At 65.9% G+C, this 24,268-nt stretch carries 21 protein-coding genes; 12 read left to right on the top strand and 9 right to left on the bottom strand.

The genetic code is table 11. The features are described 5' to 3' along the window. Nucleotides 1-3 precede the first annotated feature (3 nt). From bamA to VEA80_RS08500, 8 genes are all read left to right on the top strand, one after another. Nucleotides 4-2,490 carry an outer membrane protein assembly factor BamA gene (gene bamA, locus VEA80_RS08535; protein WP_325060294.1) on the top strand — a complete coding sequence of 829 codons (2,487 nt, stop codon included), beginning with the start codon at nucleotides 4-6 and terminating at the stop codon, nucleotides 2,488-2,490. A gap of 14 nt (nucleotides 2,491-2,504) precedes the next feature. Beyond that, nucleotides 2,505-3,143 (top strand): OmpH family outer membrane protein, encoded by a 639-nt coding sequence (locus VEA80_RS08530; protein ID WP_325060293.1) that lies wholly within the window; start codon nucleotides 2,505-2,507, stop codon nucleotides 3,141-3,143. A 45-nt stretch (nucleotides 3,144-3,188) separates the two neighbouring features. Beyond that, the gene (lpxD, locus tag VEA80_RS08525) at nucleotides 3,189-4,193 is read left to right on the top strand and encodes a UDP-3-O-(3-hydroxymyristoyl)glucosamine N-acyltransferase (protein ID WP_325060292.1); all 1,005 of its coding nucleotides are present in this window, start codon (nucleotides 3,189-3,191) and stop codon (nucleotides 4,191-4,193) included. Next, a complete protein-coding gene (gene fabZ / locus VEA80_RS08520) occupies nucleotides 4,180-4,674 on the top strand; it encodes a 3-hydroxyacyl-ACP dehydratase FabZ (protein ID WP_325060291.1) in 495 nt (164 codons plus the stop codon). Before lpxD ends, fabZ begins: the two co-directional genes overlap by 14 nt. Then, nucleotides 4,671-5,462, top strand: coding sequence for an acyl-ACP--UDP-N-acetylglucosamine O-acyltransferase (lpxA, locus tag VEA80_RS08515; protein WP_325060290.1), 792 nt, complete (start codon nucleotides 4,671-4,673; stop codon nucleotides 5,460-5,462). The genes fabZ and lpxA overlap by 4 nt, the downstream gene beginning before the upstream one ends. Nucleotide 5,463: 1 nt before the next feature. Continuing rightward, on the top strand, nucleotides 5,464-6,321 hold the full coding sequence (locus VEA80_RS08510) for an LpxI family protein (RefSeq protein ID WP_325060289.1): 858 nt from the start codon (nucleotides 5,464-5,466) through the stop codon (nucleotides 6,319-6,321). Further along, a complete protein-coding gene (gene lpxB, locus VEA80_RS08505; protein WP_325060287.1) occupies nucleotides 6,318-7,451 on the top strand; it encodes a lipid-A-disaccharide synthase in 1,134 nt (377 codons plus the stop codon). Before VEA80_RS08510 ends, lpxB begins: the two co-directional genes overlap by 4 nt. Nucleotides 7,452-7,534: 83 nt before the next feature. After that, a complete protein-coding gene (locus VEA80_RS08500) occupies nucleotides 7,535-8,158 on the top strand; it encodes a DUF4304 domain-containing protein (protein ID WP_325060285.1) in 624 nt (207 codons plus the stop codon). A gap of 119 nt (nucleotides 8,159-8,277) precedes the next feature. Here the strand turns inward: VEA80_RS08500 and VEA80_RS08495 are convergent, their stop codons facing one another. The 3 genes from VEA80_RS08495 to gltX all read right to left on the bottom strand — a co-directional run bounded on the left by VEA80_RS08495 (nucleotide 8,278) and on the right by gltX (nucleotide 11,964). Next, the gene (locus VEA80_RS08495) at nucleotides 8,278-8,682 is read right to left on the bottom strand and encodes a hypothetical protein (protein WP_325060284.1); all 405 of its coding nucleotides are present in this window, start codon (nucleotides 8,680-8,682) and stop codon (nucleotides 8,278-8,280) included. A 575-nt stretch (nucleotides 8,683-9,257) separates the two neighbouring features. After that, nucleotides 9,258-10,565 (bottom strand): citrate synthase, encoded by a 1,308-nt coding sequence (gltA, locus tag VEA80_RS08490; RefSeq protein ID WP_325060283.1) that lies wholly within the window; start codon nucleotides 10,563-10,565, stop codon nucleotides 9,258-9,260. Between the two features lie 10 nt (nucleotides 10,566-10,575). Beyond that, nucleotides 10,576-11,964 carry a glutamate--tRNA ligase gene (gene gltX / locus VEA80_RS08485; RefSeq protein WP_325060282.1) on the bottom strand — a complete coding sequence of 463 codons (1,389 nt, stop codon included), beginning with the start codon at nucleotides 11,962-11,964 and terminating at the stop codon, nucleotides 10,576-10,578. A gap of 79 nt (nucleotides 11,965-12,043) precedes the next feature. Between gltX and VEA80_RS08480 the strand changes: the two genes are divergently transcribed. Further along, entirely contained in the window at nucleotides 12,044-14,152 is a 2,109-nt protein-coding gene (locus tag VEA80_RS08480; RefSeq protein WP_325060281.1) for a ComEC/Rec2 family competence protein, read from the top strand. Here VEA80_RS08480 and lexA read toward each other — a convergent pair. The 6 genes from lexA to VEA80_RS08450 all read right to left on the bottom strand — a co-directional run bounded on the left by lexA (nucleotide 14,143) and on the right by VEA80_RS08450 (nucleotide 20,873). Continuing rightward, on the bottom strand, nucleotides 14,143-14,829 hold the full coding sequence (lexA, locus tag VEA80_RS08475) for a transcriptional repressor LexA (protein WP_325060280.1): 687 nt from the start codon (nucleotides 14,827-14,829) through the stop codon (nucleotides 14,143-14,145). The genes VEA80_RS08480 and lexA overlap by 10 nt on opposite strands. Nucleotides 14,830-14,900: 71 nt before the next feature. Next, the gene (gene trpC, locus VEA80_RS08470; protein WP_325060279.1) at nucleotides 14,901-15,683 is read right to left on the bottom strand and encodes an indole-3-glycerol phosphate synthase TrpC; all 783 of its coding nucleotides are present in this window, start codon (nucleotides 15,681-15,683) and stop codon (nucleotides 14,901-14,903) included. Next, complete coding sequence (gene trpD / locus VEA80_RS08465; RefSeq protein WP_325060278.1) at nucleotides 15,680-16,690, bottom strand: anthranilate phosphoribosyltransferase; 1,011 nt, start codon at nucleotides 16,688-16,690, stop codon at nucleotides 15,680-15,682. Before trpD ends, trpC begins: the two co-directional genes overlap by 4 nt. Next, nucleotides 16,687-17,262 (bottom strand): aminodeoxychorismate/anthranilate synthase component II, encoded by a 576-nt coding sequence (locus VEA80_RS08460; RefSeq protein WP_325060277.1) that lies wholly within the window; start codon nucleotides 17,260-17,262, stop codon nucleotides 16,687-16,689. The genes trpD and VEA80_RS08460 overlap by 4 nt, the downstream gene beginning before the upstream one ends. Before the next feature lie 135 nt (nucleotides 17,263-17,397). After that, on the bottom strand, nucleotides 17,398-18,939 hold the full coding sequence (trpE, locus tag VEA80_RS08455) for an anthranilate synthase component I (RefSeq protein WP_325060276.1): 1,542 nt from the start codon (nucleotides 18,937-18,939) through the stop codon (nucleotides 17,398-17,400). After that, a complete protein-coding gene (locus tag VEA80_RS08450; protein WP_325060275.1) occupies nucleotides 18,936-20,873 on the bottom strand; it encodes a peptidylprolyl isomerase in 1,938 nt (645 codons plus the stop codon). The genes trpE and VEA80_RS08450 overlap by 4 nt, the downstream gene beginning before the upstream one ends. Before the next feature lie 98 nt (nucleotides 20,874-20,971). Here VEA80_RS08450 and tpiA point away from each other — a divergent pair, with 98 nt between their 5' ends. The 3 genes from tpiA (at nucleotide 20,972) to VEA80_RS08435 (ending at nucleotide 24,236) form a co-directional block, all read left to right on the top strand. Continuing rightward, nucleotides 20,972-21,730, top strand: a complete 759-nt coding sequence (gene tpiA / locus VEA80_RS08445; protein WP_325060274.1) for a triose-phosphate isomerase — start codon at nucleotides 20,972-20,974, stop codon at nucleotides 21,728-21,730. A gap of 114 nt (nucleotides 21,731-21,844) precedes the next feature. Next, complete coding sequence (gene secG / locus VEA80_RS08440; protein ID WP_325060273.1) at nucleotides 21,845-22,552, top strand: preprotein translocase subunit SecG; 708 nt, start codon at nucleotides 21,845-21,847, stop codon at nucleotides 22,550-22,552. A 49-nt stretch (nucleotides 22,553-22,601) separates the two neighbouring features. Beyond that, on the top strand, nucleotides 22,602-24,236 hold the full coding sequence (locus VEA80_RS08435; RefSeq protein WP_325060272.1) for a CTP synthase: 1,635 nt from the start codon (nucleotides 22,602-22,604) through the stop codon (nucleotides 24,234-24,236). The last annotated feature ends 32 nt before the right edge of the window (nucleotides 24,237-24,268 follow it).

Raw genomic sequence — 24,268 nt, 5'->3', positions numbered from 1 at the left:
TTAATGAAGCTGGATCTGCGGGATGTCGTGCTCGGCGCGGCCTATGGCGTCGCCACGGTAGGCGCCAGTGTGGGGGCGCTCGTCGCCGCGTCGACGGACGCCTATGCGCAGGAGGGACAACCTGCCGCGCCGCCCGCCGCCGCGGCGCAGGCGCCTGCCGCACAGCAGTCCGGCGTCGCCATCCGACGCGTCGTGGTGGAGGGCAACCAGCGCATCGAAGCGGCGACGATCACGTCCTACCTCCTTGTGCGCCCCGGCGACACGTTCGACGCCGAGCGGATCGACCTTTCGCTGAAGACGCTGTTCGCAACGGGCCTGTTCGCGGACGTGCAGATCGCGCAGCAAGGCACGGACCTCGTCGTATCCGTTATCGAAAATCCAATCATCAATCGGGTGATCTTCGAGGGGCTTCGCACGCTTGACGAAGAAGATCTCGAGGAAGAAGTTCAGGCGCGCCCGCGCTCCGTCTTCACGCCCGCGCGCGCCCAGGCCGACGTCCAGCGCATCATCGAAGTTTACCGCCGCGCCGGCCGCTTCGCCGCCCAGGTGACGCCGCAGGTGCGCGAACTCGATCAAAACCGCGTCGATCTCATCTTCGAAGTGGACGAGGGCCCGGTCACGGGCGTCCGCGACATCAACTTCATCGGCAATGAAGTGTTTTCCGATCGCCGCCTGCGCGACGCGATCGTGACGGCCGAGTCGAGCTGGTGGAATCTTTTCCAGTCGAACGACAATTACGATCCTGACCGGTTGGAGTACGACCGCGAGCAGCTGCGGCAGTACTACAACAATCGCGGCTATGCCGATTTCCGCGTCGTGTCCGCCGTCGCCGAACTGACGCCGGACCAGCGCGACTTCTTCATCACCTTCACTGTCGACGAAGGCATCCGCTACGAATTCGGCGAGGTTCGCGTCCAGACGACCTTGAATCGCTTGCCGGAAGACTTGTTGCGCTCGGCCGTTCCAATCCGCAGCGGCGAAGTTTTCCGGGGCGAGCTGATCGAGGACGCTATCGACTCGATGACCTATATTGCGGGCACGGTGGGCTACGCCAACGTGCAGATCACGCCGAACATCGAACGTGACCGCGAGAACCGCGTCGTCAACATCACCTTTGAAGTCGACGAGGGCCCGCGCGTTTTCATCGAGCGGATCGACATCGTCGGCAACACGCGAACCGTCGATCAGGTGATCCGCCGCGAGATGCGGGTCAACGAAGGCGACGCCTTTAACCGCGTTCTGCTCGATCGTTCGCGCCAGCGTATCCAGTCACTGGGCTTCTTTAGTGATGTGACGGTCGAGGATTCCGAGGGCTCTCAACCCGACCGCGGTGTGGTCACTGTGTCTGTCGCCGAAGAATCTACCGGCGAACTCGCGTTCGCTGCGGGCTATTCGTCGACCGAAAGCTTCCTGTTCGACGTTTCGGTCACGGAGCGCAACCTGCGCGGCCGCGGCCAGTTCCTGCGCCTGCGCGCCTCGTCGAGCCAACAGCGCCAGCAGGTCGACCTCCGCTTCACCGAGCCGCGTTTCATGGGGCGTGAACTGGCTGCCGGTTTCGACCTCTATTCGCTGCGCACCGACTTCCTCGATCAATCCTCGTTCGAGAACCAGTCGACCGGCATCGGCCTGCGCGCCAGCTTCCCGACCTCCGACCGGACCAGCCTGGGGCTCACCTACTCGCTGATCCAAGACGACACCGAAGTCGCCGACCTGTTGGTCGATCACGATAACGACGTCACGACGTCGCCGATCGATCAGTGCGATCCGAATTACACCGCGCGTTCGTTCCTCTGCGACCAGGAAGGCTCGTTCCTCACCTCGGTCGTCGGGTTCACCTTCAACTGGGACCGCCGCAACGAGCCGGTCCGCGCCACGCGCGGCTTCGACCTGCAGTTCAGCCAGGACGTGGCTGGCCTCGGCGGCGAAGTGAATTATCTGCGCACCGAAGTGGAAGGCGGGGTCTATTACGGACTGCCTTATGGCTTCCGCGCGCTCTTCCGTGGCAACGCCGGCTATATCGCCGGCTGGGGCGGCGACGACGTTCGCATCAACGACCGTTTCTTCAAGGGCGGCTCGTCGTTCCGCGGCTTCGATGTGGCGGGCATCGGTCCGCGCCAGATCGTCGTCAACAACACCACCGGTGAAATCGAGACGGTGGGCGACTCTATTGGCGGCAACGCCTACGCGATCGGTACGGTCCAACTGGACGTGCCGCTGCCGCTGCCGGAATCTTTCTCGCTCGGCAGCGCGCTTTTCGTCGACTTCGGCACGCTCGGCATCGTCGACTCGGCGAGCCGGCAAACCGTAAGCATCGACTCCGATTCAAGTCTCATCGTCGACGACGAGATGAGCCTGCGAGTGGCGGCTGGGGTGTCTGTGTTCTGGGATTCGCCGTTCGGCCCAGTGCAGTTCGATTTCGCACAACCTCTGCAATACGAGGATTATGATCGGCGCGAAGAATTCCGGTTCTCGACCCGGACGAATTTCTAAGGAGAAGGCGCACTATGCGTTTGTTCAGCATTGTTTCCGCAGCCGCTATCGCGGTCGCGGCAGTAGCGGCGACGCCTGACGCTTCGGCGCAGCGCAACCGCAACAACCAGTCCACGACAGCCGTCGTGATCAACTATCAACGCGTGCTCACCGAATCTGCCATCGGCCGCGACCTGCAGTCGAAGCTTCAAACCGTGCGCACGCAGATCAACACCGAGGCGCAATCGCTCGCGCCGGAACGCCAAAGCATCGATCAGGAAGCTCAACGGCTGCAGAACACGCTGCGGAACCAATCGGCCGAGCAGATCCGGAACAATCCGCAGGCGCAGGCGCTGGCGCAGCGTCAGCAACAGTTCCAGACCCGGGCCGCGACGCTGCAGGCCGAGCTCGAGTGCACGCAGCTGATCGCGCTCCGCGACGTCGACCAACAGATCGACCCGGTGGTGCGTAGCGTGATGCAGTCGCGCGGCGCCGGCATCGCCATCGATGCGCGCAACGTCAGCCAATCGGCGCCGGAGTTCGACATCACGGCGGCGGTGATCCAGCAGCTCGACGGCAACCAAGCGACCCGGACGGCCAGCGTCAGCCGCCGTCAGGTGAGCGATTGCGCCGGCCAGCAGCAGCAGGCCGGGGCGCCGGCGGCGGGCCAATAAGCCCTCCAGCGTGACATTGGGCTTCGGCGGCGCCAGATAGGGCGCATGATCGATCCCCGCTTCTACGAGGCGCTCGGACCGGCGACGGTCCGGGCGCTTGCGCCTTCTGGCGATATCGGCGGCGACGCTGAGCGCGAGGTCACCGGCGTCGCCAGCGCAGAGCGGGCAGGTCCGAGCGACCTCTGCTATTTCGAACCAAAGGGAAAGTCTCCTGCGCCGCTCGCGACGGCGCCGGCAGCGTGCGTCATCAATCCGGCGTTGGCGCACCTCGCGCCAAAAGCCGGCGCGCTCATTCTCACGGAGCGGCCCCGCGCCGTGTTTGCGCGTCTCGTGCCGGCAGTGGTGCGGCCGCGCGCCCTGGGGGAAGCGCAGATCGATCCCTCCGCGAAGCTCGAAGAGGGCGTGAGCGTCGGCGTCGGCGCCGTGATCGGCGCCAATGCTCAGATCGGCGCAGGCGCAAGCATTGGCGCTAATGCGGTGATCGGACCGGGCGTCGCCATTGGCCGCCGCACCCGCATTGGCGCGCGGGCGTCCGTCGCGTTTGCGCTGATCGGCGACGACGTCAACATCCTCGCCGGCGCGGTGATCGGGGAGCAGGGCTTCGGCGTCGCCGGCGACGCCTCGGGGCCGGTGGACGTGCCCCATCTCGGCCGCGTCATCATCCAGGATCGCGTCACCATCGGCGCGAACTCCTGTGTCGATCGCGGCGTGTTCGACGACACCGTGATCGGCGAAGACACCAAGATCGATAATCTCTGCCATGTGGCGCATAACTGCCAACTCGGACGCGGCGTTCTCATCGCGGCGTTCGCTGGTATTTCAGGTTCTACCGTGGTCGCCGATGGCGTCACCATGGGCGGCCGCGTCGGCATCGCCGACCACCGCAACATCGGCAAAGCCGCGACGCTTGCGGGCGGCGCGGCTGTGTTTCAAGACGTGCCGGCAGGCGAGGTCTGGAGCGGGTATCCAGCCAAGCCGCTGCGCAAGTGGCTGCGTGAGGCAGCATGGCTGAGCCGCAGAGCGGCGGGGGCGCGCGATGAAGGCAAATGATCTGACCGAGCAACAGAAGACCACGGAAGACGTGATCGAGATCGGCGAAATCCTGCGCCGTCTGCCGCACCGTTATCCGTTCCTCCTGATCGACCGCGCCGTCGACTACGTGCCGAACAAGTCGATCCGCGGCATCAAGAACGTCACCATCAACGAGCCGTTCTTCCCCGGCCATTTTCCCGGCGCGCCGGTGATGCCGGGCGTCTTGCAGATCGAGGCGTTGGCGCAGACGGGCGCGCTGCTCATGTCCAAGACGCTCGAAGCCGACATCACCAAGCACCTGATCCTGTTCATGTCGGTCGAGAACGCTCGCTTCAAACGGCCAGTGATGCCGGGCGACACGATGGAGATGTTCGTCGAGGTGCTCTTCCAGCGCCGCAACATCTTCAAATTTCGGGGGCGCGTCGAAGTGCGCGGCGAACTCGCCACCGACTGCGAATTCGCCGCGATGAAGGCCGATCGTCCACAGGACTCCCAATGAGCGCCAAGGTTCACAAGACAGCCGTCGTCGACGACAATGTCGAACTGGGTAATGACGTCGAAATCGGCCCTGGGTGCGTCATCGGGCCGAACGTGAAGCTCGGCGATGGCACCAAGCTGATCGCGCACGTGTTCATCGAGAGCCACACCGAACTCGGCAAGAACAACACCGTTTTCCCGTTTGTCGGCTTGGGCGGCGCGCCGCAGGACCTCTCGTACAGAGGCGAGCCGACGCGCCTCGTGATCGGCGACAACAATGTCATCCGCGAGCACGCCACGCTGCATCGCGGCACGGCGCGCGGACGTTCCGTCACCACGATCGGCAACGATTGCCTGATCATGGGCAATTGCCACGTCGCCCACGATTGCGACGTCGGCAACAACGTCATCATGGCGCAAACGGCGACGATCGGCGGCCACGTGCAAGTCGGCGACTATGCCTTCCTCGGCGGGCTCTCCGGCGTGCACCAGCACGGCCGCGTCGGGCGCTACGCCTTTGTCGGCGCCTCGGCGCTGATGACGACCGATTTGATCCCGTTCGGGTCCGCTATCGGCAATCACGCGCATTTGGGCGGCCTCAACGTTGTCGGGCTGAAGCGTCGTGGCTTCACCCGCGAACAAATCCACGATCTGCGCGCCGCCTATCGTCTGCTGTTCGCGGAAGAGGGCACTTTCCAAGAGCGGGTGGAAGATTGCGTCGAAGCCTATTCGAGCAATCCGCATGTGATGGAGATCGTCAACTTCATCCGCGCCGACGCCGCGCGACCGCTCTGCATGCCGCGGGACTGACGTGAAGAGCTGGAAGAAGCTCGGCCTGATCGCGGGCGGCGGCGAATTGCCGGTCGTGCTCGCTGAGCATCTCGCCGCGAGCGGCCAACCCTACTTCATCGCCCGCATCGCGCCGATGGCGGACGACGCGCTCCAGCGGCATCCTGGCGCGACGCACGGGCTCGGCGCCATGGGCGCGCGCATTGCGGCGATGCGTGAGGCCGGTTGCGACACCGTCGTTCTGATCGGCCAAGTCGCCCGCCCCAACATCGCTTCGCTCGAACTTGACGACGGCGCGCGCGCCATGCTGCCTGCATTGCTGGCGGCGATGCCGCAGGGCGACGACGCGCTTCTCCGCGCCGTGCTGGCCGAGCATGAGCGCGCAGGCTTCCGGGTCATCGGCGTCGAAGAAGCGATGGAGGACTTGCTCGCGCCGGCGGGCGCATGGGGCGCGATTACGCCCAGCGCGGTTCACATGAAGGATATCGCCAAGGCCGCGAAGGTTGCAGCCGCCAGCGGCGCATTCGACATCGGCCAAGGCGTCGTGGTCTGCGATGGGCTCGTGCTCGCGATAGAGGCGCAGGAGGGCACAGACGCGATGCTTCGCCGGGTCGCCGAACTGCCGCTCGCCATCCGCGGCGACAGCAGCGCGCGGCGCGGCGTGCTGGTGAAGCGCCCGAAGCCTATCCAGGAGCGCCGCATCGATCTGCCAACCATCGGCGTGCGCACAGTAGACGGCGCAGCGGCCGCCGGGCTCGCCGGCATTGCCGTTGAAGCAGGCGGCGCGCTAGCCGTGCGTCGCGACGCCATAGTGAAGGCAGCTAACGCCGCCGGCATGTTCGTCTACGGTTTCAACCCGATCGACATGGGCGAGACTTGAGCGCGCGAATCTTTCTCGTCGCCGCGGAAGCATCCGGCGACGCACTCGGCGCCGACCTCGCCCGCGCCCTCAAAGCCCGCGACGCATCGATCGAACTCGCCGGCGTCGGCGGCCCGCTTATGGCGGGCGAGGGCGCGCCGAGCCAAGCCGACATCAGCGGCCTCGCCATTCTCGGCTTCATCGACGGCCTGCTGGCGTATTCGCGCGTCAAAAGGGCGGTTGCGGCGACGGTCGAGGCGATCCTACGCGCCCAGCCCGATGTCGTTGTGCTGATCGATTCCTGGGGCTTCACTTTGCGTGTTGCGCAAGGTGTGCGCGCCGCCGCGCCGCACATCAAGCTCGTAAAATACATCGGCCCGCAGGTGTGGGCGACGCGGCCCGGACGCGCCAAGACGCTCGCCGCCACCGTGGATCACCTGATCTGCATCCATGATTTCGAGTGCCCGTTCTACGAGCCCTACAAGTTGCCATGCACGGTCTGCGGCCATCCTGCATTGGGTCGCTTTCAGCAGGGCGACGGCGCTGCGTTCCGCGCGCGCCAGGGCTTCACGCCCAACGAGAAGATTATCCTCGTTCTGCCCGGCAGCCGCAGCGCCGAAATTCGCCGCATCGGTCCCACTTTGTGGGCGGCCGCCGAGCTGCTCGATCGCGACCGTGACGTGCGCATCATCGCTGTCGCCGCCTCGAGCGTGCGCAAACAGGTGATCGAGCAGGCGCCCGCGGCCGTGCGCATCGTCGAGGAGAACGAGAAGGAGGACGCCTTCGCCGCGGCAACCGTCGCGCTTGCCGCGTCCGGCACGGTGACCACCGAAGTCGCACTGCAAGGCGCGCCGCTCGTGATTGGCTACAAGCTCGGCTGGATCACCTGGGCGCTGGCGCGCGCATTCCTGTTCAAGGGCAAGTACGCCACGCTCATGAACGTCGCGGCCGACGCCGAAGTCGCGCCAGAGCTGATCCAAACTAAGTTCACGTCCGAAAACATCGCCCGCGCCGCCGCGCCTTTGCTCGACGACGAAGACGCTCGCGAAGACCAAGTCCGCCGCCAGGACGACGCGTTGGCGAAGATGGGCCGAGGCGGCAAGCCAGCGGCAGAGATTGCGGCGGACGCGGTGCTGAAGGTGGTGGCCTGACGGGCAATCGTAGAGGCGGCTTTTGGCCGAGAGCGACGTCGACGGTGATTGCAAATTCGGCCCTCTAAGGGCTTGCTCGGGTCATGAGCGATCCTAAGCCGTCCCTAGCCAAGGCGATCCAAACACAGTTCGCTCCGACGCTACGTCGGGACGGATTCTTGGGCACGGGCCAGCGCTATTGGCGCGTCATGGGCGATCAGTGTCAGTTGGTTGAGATTCAAGGTAGCAGGCAGGGCAAGAAGTTCGCGGTCAATCTGGGGATTCAGCCGATAGCCATCCCGCTTCGCTCCGGTGTCATGCCCGAACCAAAGCGCTTGCGCGAAATGGAGTGCATGTTTCGGAGACGTCTCGCTGTTCAGAAAGGCGATCAATGGTGGGATTACCAGCCGAACGAACCCAGCATGGATGCGGCCGCCCGGGATGCATGCTCCGTCTATGAGCAGGTTGGGAAGCACCAACTTGAAGCCATGGCGGAGTCATCGTCGCCGATTTACACGGTGACGCTGGAGGCTTTCGCTGCGCGCGCATTCAGCTTCAACGGTTTTGGCAATACCGGTGTGCTGATGGCGTTGACATTGGCGCAGATCAGGAAGGCCGCCGGCAACAGCGCCGAAGCCCGAGCCTTTGCACGTATCGGACTAGATGAAATCGGCGACCGAGCTGGCGGAAGCGGCCTAACGGCAGAACTCCGCGAACTGCTAGAGTGAGCTTAGGCCCAGCGTAAGTCAAAACCGGCAAAGACCTCGACCGGCCTGTGCGATCCAATCCGGTCAATCGTATCGACCCTAGCAACGGCTCACGCCCGCCGGAAACGGTCCATTCGCCCTCAGGCTCGGAGAGACGCAATCCAATCCTTATAGAATTGCGTCTGCGGCCCGACGTGGGAGGGCACGACGTCTGGGCCTTCATCAAAAATGCCCACTAGATCGGCGGGGCGGGCGTGTATGCCTTGTTTGAGTCTATATGCCTTCAGGCCGGCACCCATGTTTCTGGCCATACCTGATGGAAACACATTCAGACTTGCGCCGTAGCAAAACGGAATAAGGCCATCGGCTTCGAGCTGGCGGCGGATCGCGCACAGCGCTTCAAAAAAGTCTGACGCTTCCGCACTGATTGTCTTTCCACGATACGTACACGCCAAAACGCATCGCTCTCCAACTTCGTCCTTGACAAAGGTGGCTTTCTCGTCGTCGGCTCCGCCGATCAGATAGACTTCGTGCACGCTGCTCACGCTCTGCCCTCAGCGAGCTTCGTCTAGCCTGTTATCCAACGGGGCGAAACGTCCGAACTGGCCAGGAGCAGCCATCTATCCCACACCTTTCGCCGCTTTCCCGCAGCAAAATCAACGACCCTGAGAAAACTTATCCTACACCCCCAAACCTGAGCGATAATGCTTTCGTCCCTCGCATGGGAGTTCTCGTTGCTAGCCGAGCAATTCAGAAGCGGGGGACGTGATCGAGCGTGAGAGAGCCGGCGTGTGGAGGTAGTAGACCCACATAAGCGCCGGGGTCCGGGACCATGGCTGGCCCGCACGCCGTCGGGGACTTGGGTGAAACACCTGCGCAAAGAGCGCTAACCCAGGCCCGCCGCATAACGGTCGCAGCGGGGCGCGCGAAGCGCGCGGCGAAGTTCAGAGATGAGCTTCGCACCCCAAAAACCAAACTGAGCGCGGATCGCGCGCCCCGTCTCCCGCTCTCGCGCAAGCGAGAGCACAATTGGAAGGAGGTCCTGCAAATGCGCAGCGACTACGCGATTTCGCGCGCCCCTATTGCCTACTGCCTATTGCCCACTGCCTCGCGCGCTACTTCAGCGGCGAGATCCGACCGGCACATAATCGCGCCGCGGCGCGCCTGTGTACACCTGACGCGGACGGCCGATCTTCTGGCTGTCGTCTTCCATCATCTCGGTCCATTGCGCGATCCAGCCGACCGTGCGCGCGACCGCGAACAGCACTGTGAACATCGAGGTTGGGAAGCCCATCGCCCGCAGGGTGATGCCCGAATAGAAGTCGATATTTGGATAGAGTTTGCGCTGGACGAAATACTCGTCGTTGAGCGCAATTTTCTCGAGCTCCATCGCCACCCTCAACAGCGGCGTGTCTTCGGCGCCGACTTCCTTCAGCACCTGATGGCAGAGCTTCTGCATCGCCTTCGCGCGCGGATCGTAGTTCTTGTAAACGCGATGGCCGAAACCCATCAGCCGCACGTCGTCGTTCGGGTCCTTCACCCGCCGGATGAAATCCGGAATGTTGTCGACCGTGCCGATCTGCTCGAGCATGTTGAGGGCGGCCTCATTGGCGCCGCCGTGCGCCGGGCCCCACAAACAGGCGATGCCGGAGGAGATGCACGCAAACGGATTGGCGCCGGACGAGCCGGCAAGGCGCACCGTCGAAGTGGACGCGTTCTGCTCGTGATCGGCGTGCAGGATCATGAACACGTCCATCGCCCGCGCCATCACCGGATTGACCCTGAAGTCCTCCGCCGGCACCGCGAAGCACATGCGCAGGAAGTTCGAGGCGTAATCGAGTTCGTTGCGCGGGCTGACGAACGGCTGGCCGATCGAGTACTTGAAGGCGCGCGCCGCGATCGTCGGCATTTTCGCGATCAGGCGGTGGCTCGCCACCATGCGCTGGTGCGGATCGTTGATGTCGGTGGAGTCGTGGTAGAACGCGGCCAGCGCGCCGACCGTGCCGACCATGATCGCCATCGGGTGCGCGTCGCGGCGAAAACCTTCGAAGAAGCGGTCGAACTGCGAGTGCAGCATCGTGTGATAGGTGATGCCGCGCTCGAACTCATGAAGCGCCTTCTGATTCGGCAGCTCGCCGTGCAGCAGCAGGTGGCAGACTTCGATGAAGCTCGACTTCTCCGCCAGCTGATCGATCGGATAGCCGCGATAGAGCAGGACCCCTTCATCGCCGTCGATGTAAGTGATCTGGCTTTCGCACGAACCGGTCGAGGTGAAGCCCGGATCGTAGGTGAAGACCTTGCCTTCGCCGTAGAGCTTGCGGATGTCGATGACGTCGGGCCCCACAGTGCCGCCATACACGGGCAGCTCGAGCTGCTTGTTGTTCACCGTGAGCGTGGCCGAGGGCTTCTTCGTAAGTTTGCTGTCCATGCCGTCGTCCTCAAACTTGATCCGCAATGCGCGCGAGCGCTTCCTCGCGGCCTAATACTTCCAGTGCCTGGCCCAGATCGGGGGCGGGCGTCCCACCGGTGAGCGCCGCCCGCAGGCCGGGGCCGATTTGACCTAAACCAACGCCTTCGGCGGTAGCGAAAGCCTTAAGCGCACTGCCCAGAGCAGCGTGCTCCCACACCTGTTCTGCTGCGAGCTTCTCGTGCAGACGGCCGAGGCGTTGCCTGAAGTCGTCTTTCATCAATGATTTAGCTGCTTCGTCAAGCGCGAGCGGTCGTTTGGCCAAAATGAATCGCGCCTGTTCCGCAAGCTCCGGAATCGTCTTTGCCCGTTTTTTCAGCACTGGCATGGCGCGCTTCAGAGCAGAATGCTGATCTTCGCCCAAGGCCGCGCCATCGCGCTGCGCGATGTGCTCTGCGAGCAGGCGCGCGAGCCGCTCGTCGTCGGCCGTCGCCATGAAGAGCGCATTGACGGAGTCGAGCTTCTTGAAATCGAGCCGTGACGGCGCTTTGCCGATCTGACCGATCTCGAACTGCGCAACCGCTTCTTCCTTGGTGAGAATCTCGTCGTGTCCCGGGCTCCAGCCCAGCCGCATCAGGTACGCGTTCATCGCCTCCGGCAGATAACCCATGTCGCGCCACTCGTGTACGGCTTGCGCGCCGTGGCGCTTCGACAGCTTTTTTCCGTCCTCGCCGTGAATTAGCGGCACGTGCGCGAAGAGCGGCGGCGTCCAATCCATCGCTTGATAGATGACAATCTGCCGAGCGGCATTGGTCAGGTGATCGTCGCCGCGGATCACGTGCGTCACGCCCATGTCATGGTCGTCTACGACGACCGATAGCATGTAGGTGGGATTGCCGTCGGCGCGCAGCAACACGAGATCGTCGAGGTCGCGCGCCTTAATACGCACGTCGCCCTGGATGAGATCGGCGTTGACGATCTCGCCAACATCCGGCGCACGAATGCGCACGACGTATGGCGCGTCCGGCGAGGGCGGCGCCTCGCCATCGCGGTAGGGCGAGCGGATTGCTCGGCCCTCGGCGTGCGCTTGCGCGCGCACTGCCTCCGTCTCCTCGGGCGTCAGATAGCAGCGGAACGCGCCGCCGCGCCTGACCATTTCCTCGGCAATCTCGCGGTGCCGCGGCGCGCGCGCGTACTGGTAGATGATCTCGCCGTCGTGCTGGAGATCGAGCCAGGCGAGGCCGTCCATGATCTTTTCGATGGCGTCGGGGGTGGAGCGGGCCCGGTCGGTGTCCTCGATCCGGAGCAGGTACTTACCGCCCATCTTCCGGGCATAGAGCCAGTTGAAAAGCGCGGTTCGCGCCCCTCCGATATGGAGGTAACCTGTGGGGGAGGGGGCGAACCGGGTGACGACGCTCATTGCGGGCGGAAAGACCTTTCAAAAGCGCGCGGGTGGTAGCACGCCCGGCGCGTTTTCTCCTAGCCGCGCCCTGAGCGACATGATCGCGCTTCAGCGCGACCGTTGGATTCTCTGGCTCCCCGTTGGGATGATCGCCGGCGCGGCGGCCTGGATGCTTGCGCCGCTTGAGCCGCCGGCATGGCTCGGCGGCGCGCTGCTGGCGGCGGGCGTCGTCGTCGCGTTCGGCCTGGCGGCGTGGCCGGGCGAGCAGTGGGAAAGTTGGCTGCTCGCATGCCGCCGCATCCTCGCTGGGCTCTTCGCTCTTCTTGCCGCTACGGGGCTCGGCGCGCTTGCCGCGCAAGTCCGCGCTGCCAGTGTCGCCCAGCCCGTTTTCGCGGCCGGCGAAGAGCCGATCCGCGTCGAGGGCTGGGTGATCGCCAACGACGCCAGCGACAACGGCCCGCGCCTACGCCTCCTCGTTCGGAATATCGAGGGGATCGACGCGCCGCCCCGTTATGTGCGCCTCTCGGTGAGCGCAGCGGGTTTGCTGACGCCTGGCCGCGCCGCGCGCTGCCGCGGCGTGCTCGGGCCGCCCTCCGGGCCCATGTCGCCGGGCGGCTACGACTTCGCGCGCCGCGCCTATTTCGAGCGTCTCGGCGCCACCGGCTTCGCCTTCGGACGCTGTCGCCCGGCAGCGCTCGAGCCGCCGCCGAACTGGCTCGATCGCCAGCGCCTGCAACTCGCCGCTCTTCGTTCCGACCTCGCCGCCGCCATCTACGAAGCCGCGCCGGGCCGCGGCGGCGCCATCGCCGCGGCGCTCGTCACCGGCGACCGCAGCTCCATCGGGGCCGACACCAACGCGGCGTTGCGCGACTCCGGCCTTGGCCATCTACTCTCCGTGTCGGGCATCCATATGGGCGTCGTCGGCGGGCTTGTGTTCGCGATCCTGCTCTGGACCTTGTCGCTGATCGGCCCGATCGCGCTGCGCTTTCCCGTCAAGAAGATCGCCGCCGCCGGTGCGCTGCTGGTGCTTGCAGCGTATCTCATCGTCTCGGGATCGAGTGTGCCGGCGCTGCGTTCGTTCGTGATGGCGTGCGTCGCGTTCGGCGCAATTCTGCTCGACCGACCGGCCATTTCCATGCGCGGGCTCGCGCTCGCCGCTTTCATCGTCGTGCTGATCTTTCCGGAGTCGGTGCTCGAACCCGGCTTTCAGATGTCGTTCGCCGCGACCATGGCGCTGGTTGCGCTGTTCGAGATGCTGAAGCGGGCGCCGCATGAGCCGGCGTTGCCGACGCCAGGCCCGATCATCGGCCTGCTGCAAGCGACTACACGCGGAATCAGCGGGGTGCTGCTGATCTCCTTCGTCGCCGGCCTCGCCACTGATCCGTTTGCGATCTACCACTTCCAGCGTTTCGCGCTCTATTCGTTGCCGGCCAACCTGATCGCGGCGCCGATCATGTCGTTCCTGGTCGCGCCGATGGCCGCCGCGGCGGCGATCCTCGCGCCGTTTGGGCTGGCGGACCCTGCGCTCGAACTGATGGCGAGCGCGCTCGACCTGATCGCCGCCGTCGGCCAAACATTCGGCGAGCGCCCCGAAGCCGTCCGCGCCGTGCCGCAACCGCCGCACGGAGCTTTTCTGATTTGCGTCCTTGCCCTGTTGTGGGCGTGCCTGTGGCGCGGCGCGCTGCGCTGGCTTGCAGCGCCCATGCTGGCGGCGAGCGTCGCTCTCTATGTCACGGCGCCGAAGCCAGCACTCGCCTTCGACGCCGACCTGCGCGCCGTCTACGCCCGCGATGGGGAGCGTTGGGCGCTGCTCGCATCTCGCGGACGCTCCACCTTCGCGCGCGACCGCTTGGGCTCGATGCTGGGGCTTTCACCCGCCGAGATCGAACGACTGGCGCCGCCAGAGGCGTGCGGCGACGCACTCTGCCGTTGGCGCAGCCCGATCGGCGACATTTTCGTGGTGCGCGACGCCGCCCACCTTCCGAACGCGTGCGTCGAACGAGCAATCGTGATCACGGACGTCCAAGCGCCGGAGGGTTTTGCCGCGCGCTGTCGGCTTAGCGTGCTCATGGATGCCTCAAGCCTGGCCGCTCATGGCGGCGCGACTGTCACGCAAACGCCCCTGGGTCTGCGCATCGAGCGGGCGCGCCCAGGCCATATCCGGCGCGCCTGGACCGTTGTCGCTTCAGGCGATGATCAGGAATAGCGGCGGATCATCGCCACCAGCTTGCCCTGAATGCGCACGCGGTCCGGACCGAAGATACGCGTTTCGTAGGCCGGGTTCGCCGCTTCGAGCGCGATCGAGTTGCCGCGCTTGCGCAACCGCTTCAGCGTCGCTTCCTCATTGTCAATCAGCGCGACGACGATATCGCCGCTGTCGGCGAGCTCGGTGCGCTTTATGATGACAACGTCGCCGTCGAGAATGCCGGCCTGGATCATCGAGTCGCCTTTGACCTCGAGCGCGAAGTGATCGCCCGAGCCCAGAAGGTCCTCGGGGGCCGACACGCGCCCGACCTCGTGCTGCAGCGCCTCGATTGGTACGCCCGCCGCGATCTGGCCGAGGATCGGCACGCCGTAGCCGCCGCCAGCGCCGCCGCCGGAGCGGCCCTCAGCCACCACGCTCGGCCGGAATGCGCCGCGTCCCTTGGGCGGGGCGGCCGGAGCCGCGCTATCGGGCATCTTCAGCACCTCTAGCGCCCGCGCCCGGTGGGGCAGACGGCGCAGGAAGCCGCGCTCCTCGAGCGCCGTGATCAGCCGGTGGATGCCGGACTTGGAGGCGAGATCCAGCGCCTCCTTCATCTCGTCGAAAGACGGCGAAACGCCCGTCTCTTTGATCCGCTCGTGGATGTAGAGCAGCAGTTCTTTTTGTTTCGCTGTCAGCATGACCTGGGACCAAATAGTGAACGACGGGGCGTTCTATATCCGTTCCGAGGCGCGGGTCAAGTCTAGTTGGGTTAACGGGCCAGTAGTGAACGGGTGGCGGCGGCCACATCATCTTGCCGCATCAAACTCTCGCCGACCAAGAACGCGCCGGCGCCGGCGCGCTCCAATCTGAGGATGTCTGCGTGCGTGACGATGCCGGACTCGGAGACGAGGAAACGATCGGAAGGAGTGAGCTTCGCCAGCCGCTCCGTGGTGTTGAGATCGGTCTCGAACGTAGCGAGTGAGCGGTTGTTCACGCCTATGAGTTTCGCGCCGAGTTTCAGCGCGCGCTCCAACTCGCGTTCATCGTGCACTTCGACCAGGGCCTCCATGCCGAACGCCGTGGAGACGTTGATCAAGTCGCTGGCGAGTGCGTCGTTCACTGCGGCCATGATGATCAGGATCGCGTCGGCGCCGATCGCACGGCTTTCGGCGATCTGCCATTCGTCGATCATGAAATCCTTGCGCAGCACTGGCAGCGCGCATGCGGCGCGTGCAGCGACCAGAAAGTCCTCGTGGCCCCGAAAGCTTGGCGCATCCGTCAGCACCGAAAGACACGCGGCCCCGCCAACTTCATACGCGCGCGCCAGCGCAGGCGGGTCGAAGTCCGCGCGGATTAGTCCCTTCGATGGCGACGCCTTCTTGATTTCGGCAATGAGCGCAGGTTTCGCCCGCTGGCTCGCCAGCGCGGTCAGGAAACCGCGCGTTGGCGTCTGCACACGCGACTCGGCATCGATCACGCTCCACGGCTTCGCCGCTTTCCGCGCCGCCACTTCCTCGCGCTTGTAGGCGATGATCTTGTCGAGCACGCTCACGACGCACTCCGCGTCACTGCGATAAGCCGCGCCAGCGCCTCGCGCGCCGCACCGCTGTCGATGCTCTCCGCCGCCATCGGCCATGCTTCCGGCACGTTCTTGGCGCGTCCGGCCACCACCAGCGCGCCCGCCGCATTGAGGATCACCGCATTGCGATGCCCCGGGCGGCCGGCGCCATCGAGCAGTGCGCGCATCTCCGCGGCGTTCTCGGCCGCAGCGCCGCCGCGCAGATCGGGGTCCATCTCCGCCGCCATCGTCGCGCTCACGCGCGTGACCGCGCCGCCGTCGAGAATGGCGACGTCGTTGGCGTCGGCGTGAACCGCCGAGAGTTCGTCGAGCCCGCCCGCCCCATGGACCGCCCAGGCCTTCTCGCAGCCGAGTTCGTTCAGCGCCTGTGCCACCGGCTCGAGAAAGTCCGCGCTGAAGACGCCGACAAGCTGACGCTTCACACCCGCGGGGTTAGACAGCGGTCCAAGCAGGTTGAAGATCGTGCGCCGGCCCAATTCGCGCCGCGCTAGGGCGACGTGGCGCATCGCCGGATGATGGTTTTGGGCGAACAGGAACGCCACGCCCGCTTCGTGCAAGCACCGCTCCATCGCGGCGACGTCGCCGGTGAGCTTTACACCGAACGCCTCGAGAACGTCCGCCGCGCCCGACCTCGAGCTCATCGCCCGGTTGCCGTGCTTCGCGACCGGCACGCCGCAGCCGGCGACGACGAACGCCACCGCCGTTGAGATGTTCAGGCTGTGCGCGCCGTCGCCGCCCGTGCCGCACACGTCGATCGCGCCCTCTGGTGCGCTCACCCGCACCATGCGCGAGCGCAGCGCCCGCGCCCCGGCCGCGATCAGCGGCGCGTGGCTCATGCGCGGGATGGTCAGCATGAGGAAGCGCTTGATGTCCTCGTGCGCCGCCCGACCGTCCATGATTTCTGCGAAGGCGGCGTCGACGTCCGACGTCTCAATCGCCGCCCCGTCCTTCAACGCCGCCAGAGTGGAGGCGAGGCTCATCGCAGACCCGCCGCAGCGAGGAAGTTGCCGACGATGGCGTGGCCGTGTTCGGAAGCGATCGACTCGGGGTGAAACTGTACGCCGAACAGGGGGCGCGTCTTGTGCGACAGGCCCATCACTTCGCCGTCCGCTGCTTCCGCATCGATGCTCAGTTCAGCTGGAAACGTCGCCCGCTTGACCGCCAACGAATGATATCGCGTGGCGCGGAACGGCGACGGCAGACCGCGAAACAGGCCGCCGCCGCGATGCGTCACCTCCGAGACCTTGCCGTGCATGATCGCCTGCGCGCTGACGACATCGCCGCCGAACGCCTGGCCCATCGCCTGATGGCCGAGGCATACGCCAAACATCGGCAAATCGTGCGGCGCCTTCGCCAGCAGCTCGAGGCAAATGCCGGCTTCGTTCGGTGTGCAAGGGCCCGGCGACAGAATCACAGCTTCCGGCTGCATCGCCAACACGTCGGCGACGCTCAGCGCGTCATTGCGGAAGACCTCGGCGCTGACGCCGGAGTCTTCGACGTAATGGACGAGATTGTAAACGAAACTGTCGTAATTATCGATGACGAGGATCACAGGGGCGCACTCCCGGCGCGGAGGTCGAACGAAGGGCTAGCGGCTTTCGTTCGCGCGCCATCGCGGGGCAGGGGAGCGCCAAAGGGTCATCGGGGTCAGCTTAGCGGAAATCTCGCCGCTGCAAACCGGCTTCGCTCAGGCATAGCGCCAAGCCTCCGCCGCGGCCCTGAACAGCGCCTGCGACTTGTGCAGCGTCTCCTGCAGCTCCGCTTCCGGATCGCTGTCGAGCACCACGCCGCCGCCGGCCTGCACGTAGAGCATGCCGTCCTTCACCACCGCGGTACGGAGCGCGATGCAAGTGTCCATGTCGCCGCCAGCGCCGAAATAGCCGACGCCTCCGGCATAGACGCCGCGTTTGTGCTTTTCCACCTCGTTGATGATCTCCATCGCCCGCACTTTGGGCGCGCCGGTCACCGTGCCGTGGGGAAAGCCCGCCAGCAGCGCGTCAAGGGCGGTGAGTCCGGGCTTCAACTCGCCTTCGACATTGGAGACGATATGCATCACATGGCTGTAGCGCTCGATCGTGAACGCCTCGGTCACGCGCACATGCGCCGAGCCGGCGCCGGCCGCCTCGGCGTTGCTGCGGGGGCTCGGCCCACGCACGGCGACCCGACCCAGATCGTTGCGGGCCAGATCGACCAGCATCAGGTGCTCGGCGCGTTCTTTCGGGTCGGCGAGCAGCTCCTGCTCGAGCGCATGATCCTCCGCCGGTGTGGCCCCGCGCGGCCGCGTGCCTGCGATAGGGCGGATGGTGATGGTGTCGCCGCGTTTGCGGACGAGGATCTCCGGGCTTGAACCCACTACGGCGAAGCCGCCGAAGTTGAGGTAGTACAGGAAAGGCGATGGGTTGAGGCGCCGCAGCGCGCGATAGAGCGCGAACGGAGGCGCCTCGAGCGGCGCCGAAAAACGCTGACTCGGCACCACCTGGAAAACATCGCCCGCGCGCGCATAGCGCTTACAGCTCTCGACCAGCGCCCGGTACTCGTCCGGGGTCGTATTGCTCTGCGGCGCCGGCGCCTTCGTCTCAGTCGGCGCAGAACGCCGGGGCAGAGCGGCGTCGAGCGCGGCTTCCGTTTGCGCCAGGCGCTGCAGCGCCGCGCCATAGACCTTGTCCGCGCTCTGTCCAGCTTGTTTGCGCGCCGGCGTCACCAGCGTGATCTCGCTCGTGACATTGTCGAACACTGCGACGATCGTCGGGCGCACCAGCAGCGCTTCGGGCACGCCGGTCGGATCGGCTTCCTTCTCGGGCAAGCGCTCGATAAAGCGTACCATGTCGTAGCCGAGATAGCCGAACAGCCCCGCCGCCATCGGCGGCAGCGGCGCAGGCAGATCAAGCATCGAGGCGTCCAACAGTGCGCGCAGCGAGTGGATTGGCGCACGCTCGTCGGCGCGGAACGCAGCATCCTCGAAGCCGCCGCCGCTCAGTTCAGCGCGGCCGTCTCGGACACGCCAAACGAGGTCGGGCGCCGCGCCGATGATGGAGAAGCGACCGCGAAAGTCGCCGCCCTGCACGCTCTCGAGCAGGAAAACGCCCGGCGTGCCCGCGCCGAGCTTCAGCAGCGCGCCAACCGGCGTTTCCAGATCGCTGATGCGGCGCGTCCAGACGACGGCGCCGCCTTGCTCGTACGCTGCGGCGAACGCTTCGCGCGAAGGGGAAGCCTCGCCGGCTGCGCTCATTGCGCCTGATCGTCCGCCGCGGTCGGGTTGAAGGTGCGCTCGAGCACGCGTTCGTTGCGCTGCACGTTCGCGCGCGCCACCACTTCGCTTTGCAGCGCTTCGGCGAACGATGCTTCGAGCCCATCGCCTTCGGCGCGCGTGTACGGATTGTCGGCCTGCAGCCGCGCCCGTGCAGCTTCCACGATCTGTGGCGCGGTCGCCGGATCGACTCGATTGATGCTCTCGACCTGAGCCGCGAACATGCCCGGCTGGTCGGCGCGAATGTCGGTCACCACGTCTCCCGCAGTAGCGGCGAAGATTTGCGTGCCGAGGGTGCGCGCCGGAAGTTGCGCGACCTCCTGACGGTTCACGGTCTGCGAGTTCACACGCACCGTGAAGCCGCTGGCGCGCGCCGCGTCCGCGAACGATTGCCCACCGCGCACCGCTTCGGCGACCTGCGCCATGCGCTCGCGCATCCGGCGGCCGAGTTCGCGCGCGTCGTGTATCTGCACCAGCCGGTCGCGCACTTGGGCGAGCGGGCGAACGCTTGCCGGGATAACCCGGTCGACGGCCACCAGGACATCGGCCTCCTCGATCGGCATGAAGTCGCTGGCTTCGCTTTCCGGCGTTTGGAATGCGGCCTCGATCACCTCCTCGTGCCCCACAAGCGACTCGATGAACTCTCCGTTCTGCGCTTGGCCGCTCGCGTCGACGGCGGGAATGGTGACCACAGGCAAGTTGGCTTGACGAGCGGCTTCAGGAACCGGCGCGCCGGCGGCGCGCGCCTCCTCGAACGCGCCGATGGCGGCATTGAGCAGGTCGGCGGCTTCATCGGCGGCGATGGCCTCGCGGATCTGATCGCGTTGCGACTCGAAGGTCGGGGCGACCGCCGGCGTAATCTCTTCCACCCGCACGACTGCCCAAGGCGTCAGCTGGCCCCGCACCGCGCGGGCCTGGCCGCGCTGCTGCGAGAACACTGCTTCCGCCACGCGCGCGTCTGGCACCTCGTTGCGCGCCTGACCGGCGCCCCGCGTCAGCTGCATCTGCAGCGCGCCGGCGACGGCTTCGGCGCTCTCGCCGCGGTTGAGGCGCGCGGCCGCGTCATTGGCCTGTTGTTCGTTCTGCGCAGCCAAGCGCACATAGGAGCGCCGCTCCGGTTGCGTGAGCGACTGCTGGCGCGCTTCGAATTCCTCGCGCAGCCGCGCCTCGGGCACATTGACGCGGGCGATGAAATCCGCCGGGCGGGCGTAGACGAGCGTCAGCGCGCGATACTCCGGCACCTGCAGCTGTTCCTGCATCTCTTCGTAGAGCGCCTGAATCTGCGCGTCGGTTGGCGGCGGGACCTCGCCGACGATCGAGGCTGGCGCGTCGGCCACGCTGATGACGCGCGTCTCCGTTTCGTAGGCGAACGCCAGTTCGCCGAAGCTCGAGGGCGCGCGTACGCCGCTGACGAGCGAGCCCATCAGCAGCTGCATCGAAAGCTCGTTGCGGATCTCGTCCTCGAACTCGGGCGGCGCATAGCCCATTTGCTGCAGGAACTGGGCGTAAACGGCTTGATCGAAGCTGCCCGTCACTGGGTTCAGCACGCCCGGAATGTCGCGGATGCGCTCGCCGACCTGAGCGTCGCTGGCGCTGACGCCAACTTTCTCGGCGAAGGCAAAGAGCGCGTTGCGGCCGATCATCGACTCCAGCAGTCGTTCGTGCAGCCCGGCCTCGACCGCCTCCTGCTGCGAGATGTTGTCGCCGGCGCTGCGGCGGGCGCGCAGCGTCAGCTCCAATTCGCGCGACAATTGCGCCGTCGTGATCTCGCGGCCGTCGACCGTCGCCACGCTGTTGGACGGTGAGAAGTCGAGTCCGCCGCTCGGGACCAGGAACAGCACCATGGCGATGCCGACCAGTCCCAGGATGATCGCGGCGATGGCGCCCCGCGTCAGTTTTCTAAATTGCAGCAGCATGTCGCCGTCCGTTATGCGTGAGGCGGCGGACAATAGGGGCGGCCCCCAGCCGGGGCAATCGCTACCGCACGCCTGAAAAGCAGCTTTGGGGAGGACGTATGGCCGCGCGGAAACCGCTGATCGCCGGTAACTGGAAGATGTTCGGCCGGCAGGCGAGCCTTGGCGAAATTGCGGCGCTGTGGGAGGCGATCGCGCCGGCGGCGGCTTCTATCGATGCGCTGATCTGCCCTCCCGCGGTGTTCGTCGGCCAAGCTGCCTGGCACGCGCGCGACACCCGGGTTCTGATCGGCGCCCAGGATTGCAGCGCTTTCGCTGACGATTCTGCGCGCACCGGTGAAATCAGCGCCGCCATGCTGGCGGACGCGGGGGCTCGATACGTGATCGTCGGCCATTCCGAACGGCGGTCTCTGCACGGGGAGTCCGACGGTTTGGTCCGGCGCAAGGCGGTGGCGGCGCTGGCCGCCGGGCTCACACCCATCATCTGCGTGGGCGAGACCCAGGCCGAGCGCGCGGCGGGCAAGGTGGCGGAAATCGTCGGCGCCCAGGTTCGCGAGAGCGTGCCGGAAGGGAACTCCGGCGTGGTGGTCGCCTACGAACCGGTTTGGGCAATCGGCGGCAACAGCACCCCAACGGTCGCCGAGATCGCCGAGGTTCATGGCGTCGTCAGGAAGACGCTCATCGCAAAGTTCGCGGGTGAGGCGAACGGCATTCGAATACTTTATGGCGGGTCGGTCGGCCCGAAGAACGCCGCCGAGGTGTTCTCGGCCGAGGGCGTCGATGGCGCCCTGGTGGGCCGGGCCAGCCTGAAGGCAGCTGATTTCGCGGCGATCATTTTGGGCCATCCCGCTGCCAAGTGAGGCTGTGCGCCGGCCGCTCTGGCGTTTAGGATGAGGCTCGGCTATTGAGCGCCCTTTCGCGCGCGCCCATCTACGAGGCGCGGACGCGGGATCGCGTGGGAGACGGGCAGAGACATGGAAGTCGTCGTACTCAGCATTCACCTGCTCGTTTGCATCTGCCTGATCGGCCTGGTTTTGCTGCAGCGCTCCGAGGGCGGCGCGCTGGGCATGGGCGGCGGCGGCGGCGGGGCGCTGATGAGCGGTCGCGGCGCTGCCGACGCGTTGGCCAAGATGACTCAGGTGGCCGGCGGTTTCTTCCTAGTGACGTCGCTGGGGCTGACCGTTCTTTCGGGCGCAGGCGCTTCCGACGCCGGCTCGATCCTCGAAAACCTGACGCCGCCCGCGCGCACCGCGCCGGCCACAACGCCCGCGGCGCCCAGTACGACAGCACCGGCCCCGGCCGAGCAACCGGCGCAAACGCGGCCCGATCCCACCGAAAGCAGCGTCCCGGCGACAACGCAGCTCGCTTCGGCTCCCGCGCCCGATGCTTCTGCGCCGCGCGCCGCGCCGCTGAGCGGCAGCCCGGCGGCGACCCCGGCCAGCGGCAACCGCGCCGTACAGACCGCCGCGGTGCAGCAGCGCCAGACGCCGCCGCCGCAGCCGCGTTCCGCCCCCGCAACGACGCGCGCCGCTTCTACGCCGCCGCTGGTGCTGCCGAACAGCTCGGGCGCTGTCACTGGAATTGCGCTCGACGATAGCGAAGCCAACGAGGTCGAATCGATTGATGTTGGCAACGGAGTGGAAGCCGTTCGGCGCGACCAGCGCGCCGGCCCCGATCAATAAGCACGCCGCTGGCGGGCAGGGGCTGAACGGCGGCTGATCGGAAAGGTCAATGGCGCGCTATGTGTTCATTACCGGCGGGGTGGTTTCTTCCTTAGGGAAGGGCATCGCCTCCGCCGCTCTCGGCGCGTTGCTGCAAGCGCGCGGCTACCGGGTCCGGCTCCGCAAGCTCGATCCATATCTCAACGTCGATCCGGGCACGATGAGCCCGTACCAGCACGGCGAGGTCTTCGTCACCGACGACGGCGCCGAGACCGACCTCGACCTTGGCCATTATGAGCGCTTCACCGGCGTCTCCGCCCGCCAGGCCGACAACATCACCACCGGGCGCATCTATCAGGAGATCATCGCCAAGGAGCGTCGCGGCGATTATCTCGGCGCCACGGTCCAGGTGATCCCGCACGTCACCAACGCGATTAAGGAATTCATCCTCTCCGACCATGGCGACGCCGACTTTGTGCTGTGTGAGATCGGCGGCACGGTCGGCGACATCGAGGGCCTGCCGTTCTTCGAAGCGATCCGCCAACTCGGCCAGGAACTCGAGCCGGGCAAAGCCGCGTTCGTGCATCTCACTTTGCTGCCCTACATCCCGTCTGCCGGCGAGATGAAGACCAAGCCGACGCAGCACTCGGTGAAAGAGCTGCGTTCGATCGGCATCCAGCCGAACATTCTGCTCTGCCGCTGCGACCGGCCGATCCCGGAAGACGAGAAGCGCAAGATCGCCCTGTTCTGCAACGTGCGCGAAAGCGCCGTCGTCGAAGCGCGCGATCTTCAGACGATCTACGAAGCGCCGCTCGCCTATCACGCAGCAGGCCTCGACACCGAGCTCTTGAGGCATTTCGGCGTGACCGTCGCGCCGCAGCCTGATCTCGCCCGGTGGGAGACCATCGTGAAGCGCCTGAAGTCGCCGGATGGGGAAGTGACGATCGGCGTCGTCGGGAAATACACCGAGCTGAAGGACGCCTACAAATCGTTGATCGAAGCACTGCACCACGGCGGCGTGGCCAACAACGTCAAGGTAGACCTCCGCTGGATCGAGAGCGAGAAATTCGAGGAACGCGGCGACGCTTGGCACGGAGATCTTCAAGGCGTGCATGGCGTGCTGGTGCCGGGCGGCTTCGGCGAGCGCGGCAGCGAGGGAAAGATCGCCGCGGTGAAATTTGCGCGCGAGCACAGCATTCCATTCTTCGGCATCTGCTTCGGCATGCAGATGGCCTGCATCGAAGCCGCGCGTAACCAGGCCGGCCTGAAGGGCGCGAGTTCGACCGAGTTTGGCGAAGCCAAGCACCCGATCGTCGGCCTTATGACGGAGTGGCTGCGCGGCAACGAGCTGGAGAAGCGCAACGCCGCAGGCGATCTCGGCGGCACGATGCGCCTGGGCGCCTACACGGCCGCCCTCGATCCCGAAAGCCGCGTGGCGGAGATCTATGGCTCAACCGAGATCAGCGAGCGCCACCGTCATCGCTACGAAGTGAACACCAAATATCGCGATAAGCTCGAAACCGCCGGCCTCATCTTCTCCGGCATGAGCCCCGATGGCGTGCTGCCCGAAATCGTCGAACGGCGCGACCATCCCTGGTTCATCGGCGTGCAATATCACCCCGAGCTGAAGAGCCGCCCGTTCGAGCCGCATCCGCTGTTCGCCAGCTTCATCGGCGCGGCGGTGGAGCAATCGCGTCTCGTCTGAGGCGCGTTGCGTCGACTTGGCCGATCGTGCGT

The sequence above is a fragment of the Vitreimonas sp. genome (assembly GCF_035627415.1).
Classification (GTDB): Bacteria; Pseudomonadota; Alphaproteobacteria; order Caulobacterales; family Aquidulcibacteraceae; genus Vitreimonas.
This window is presented reverse-complemented; position numbering and strand designations above follow the sequence as displayed.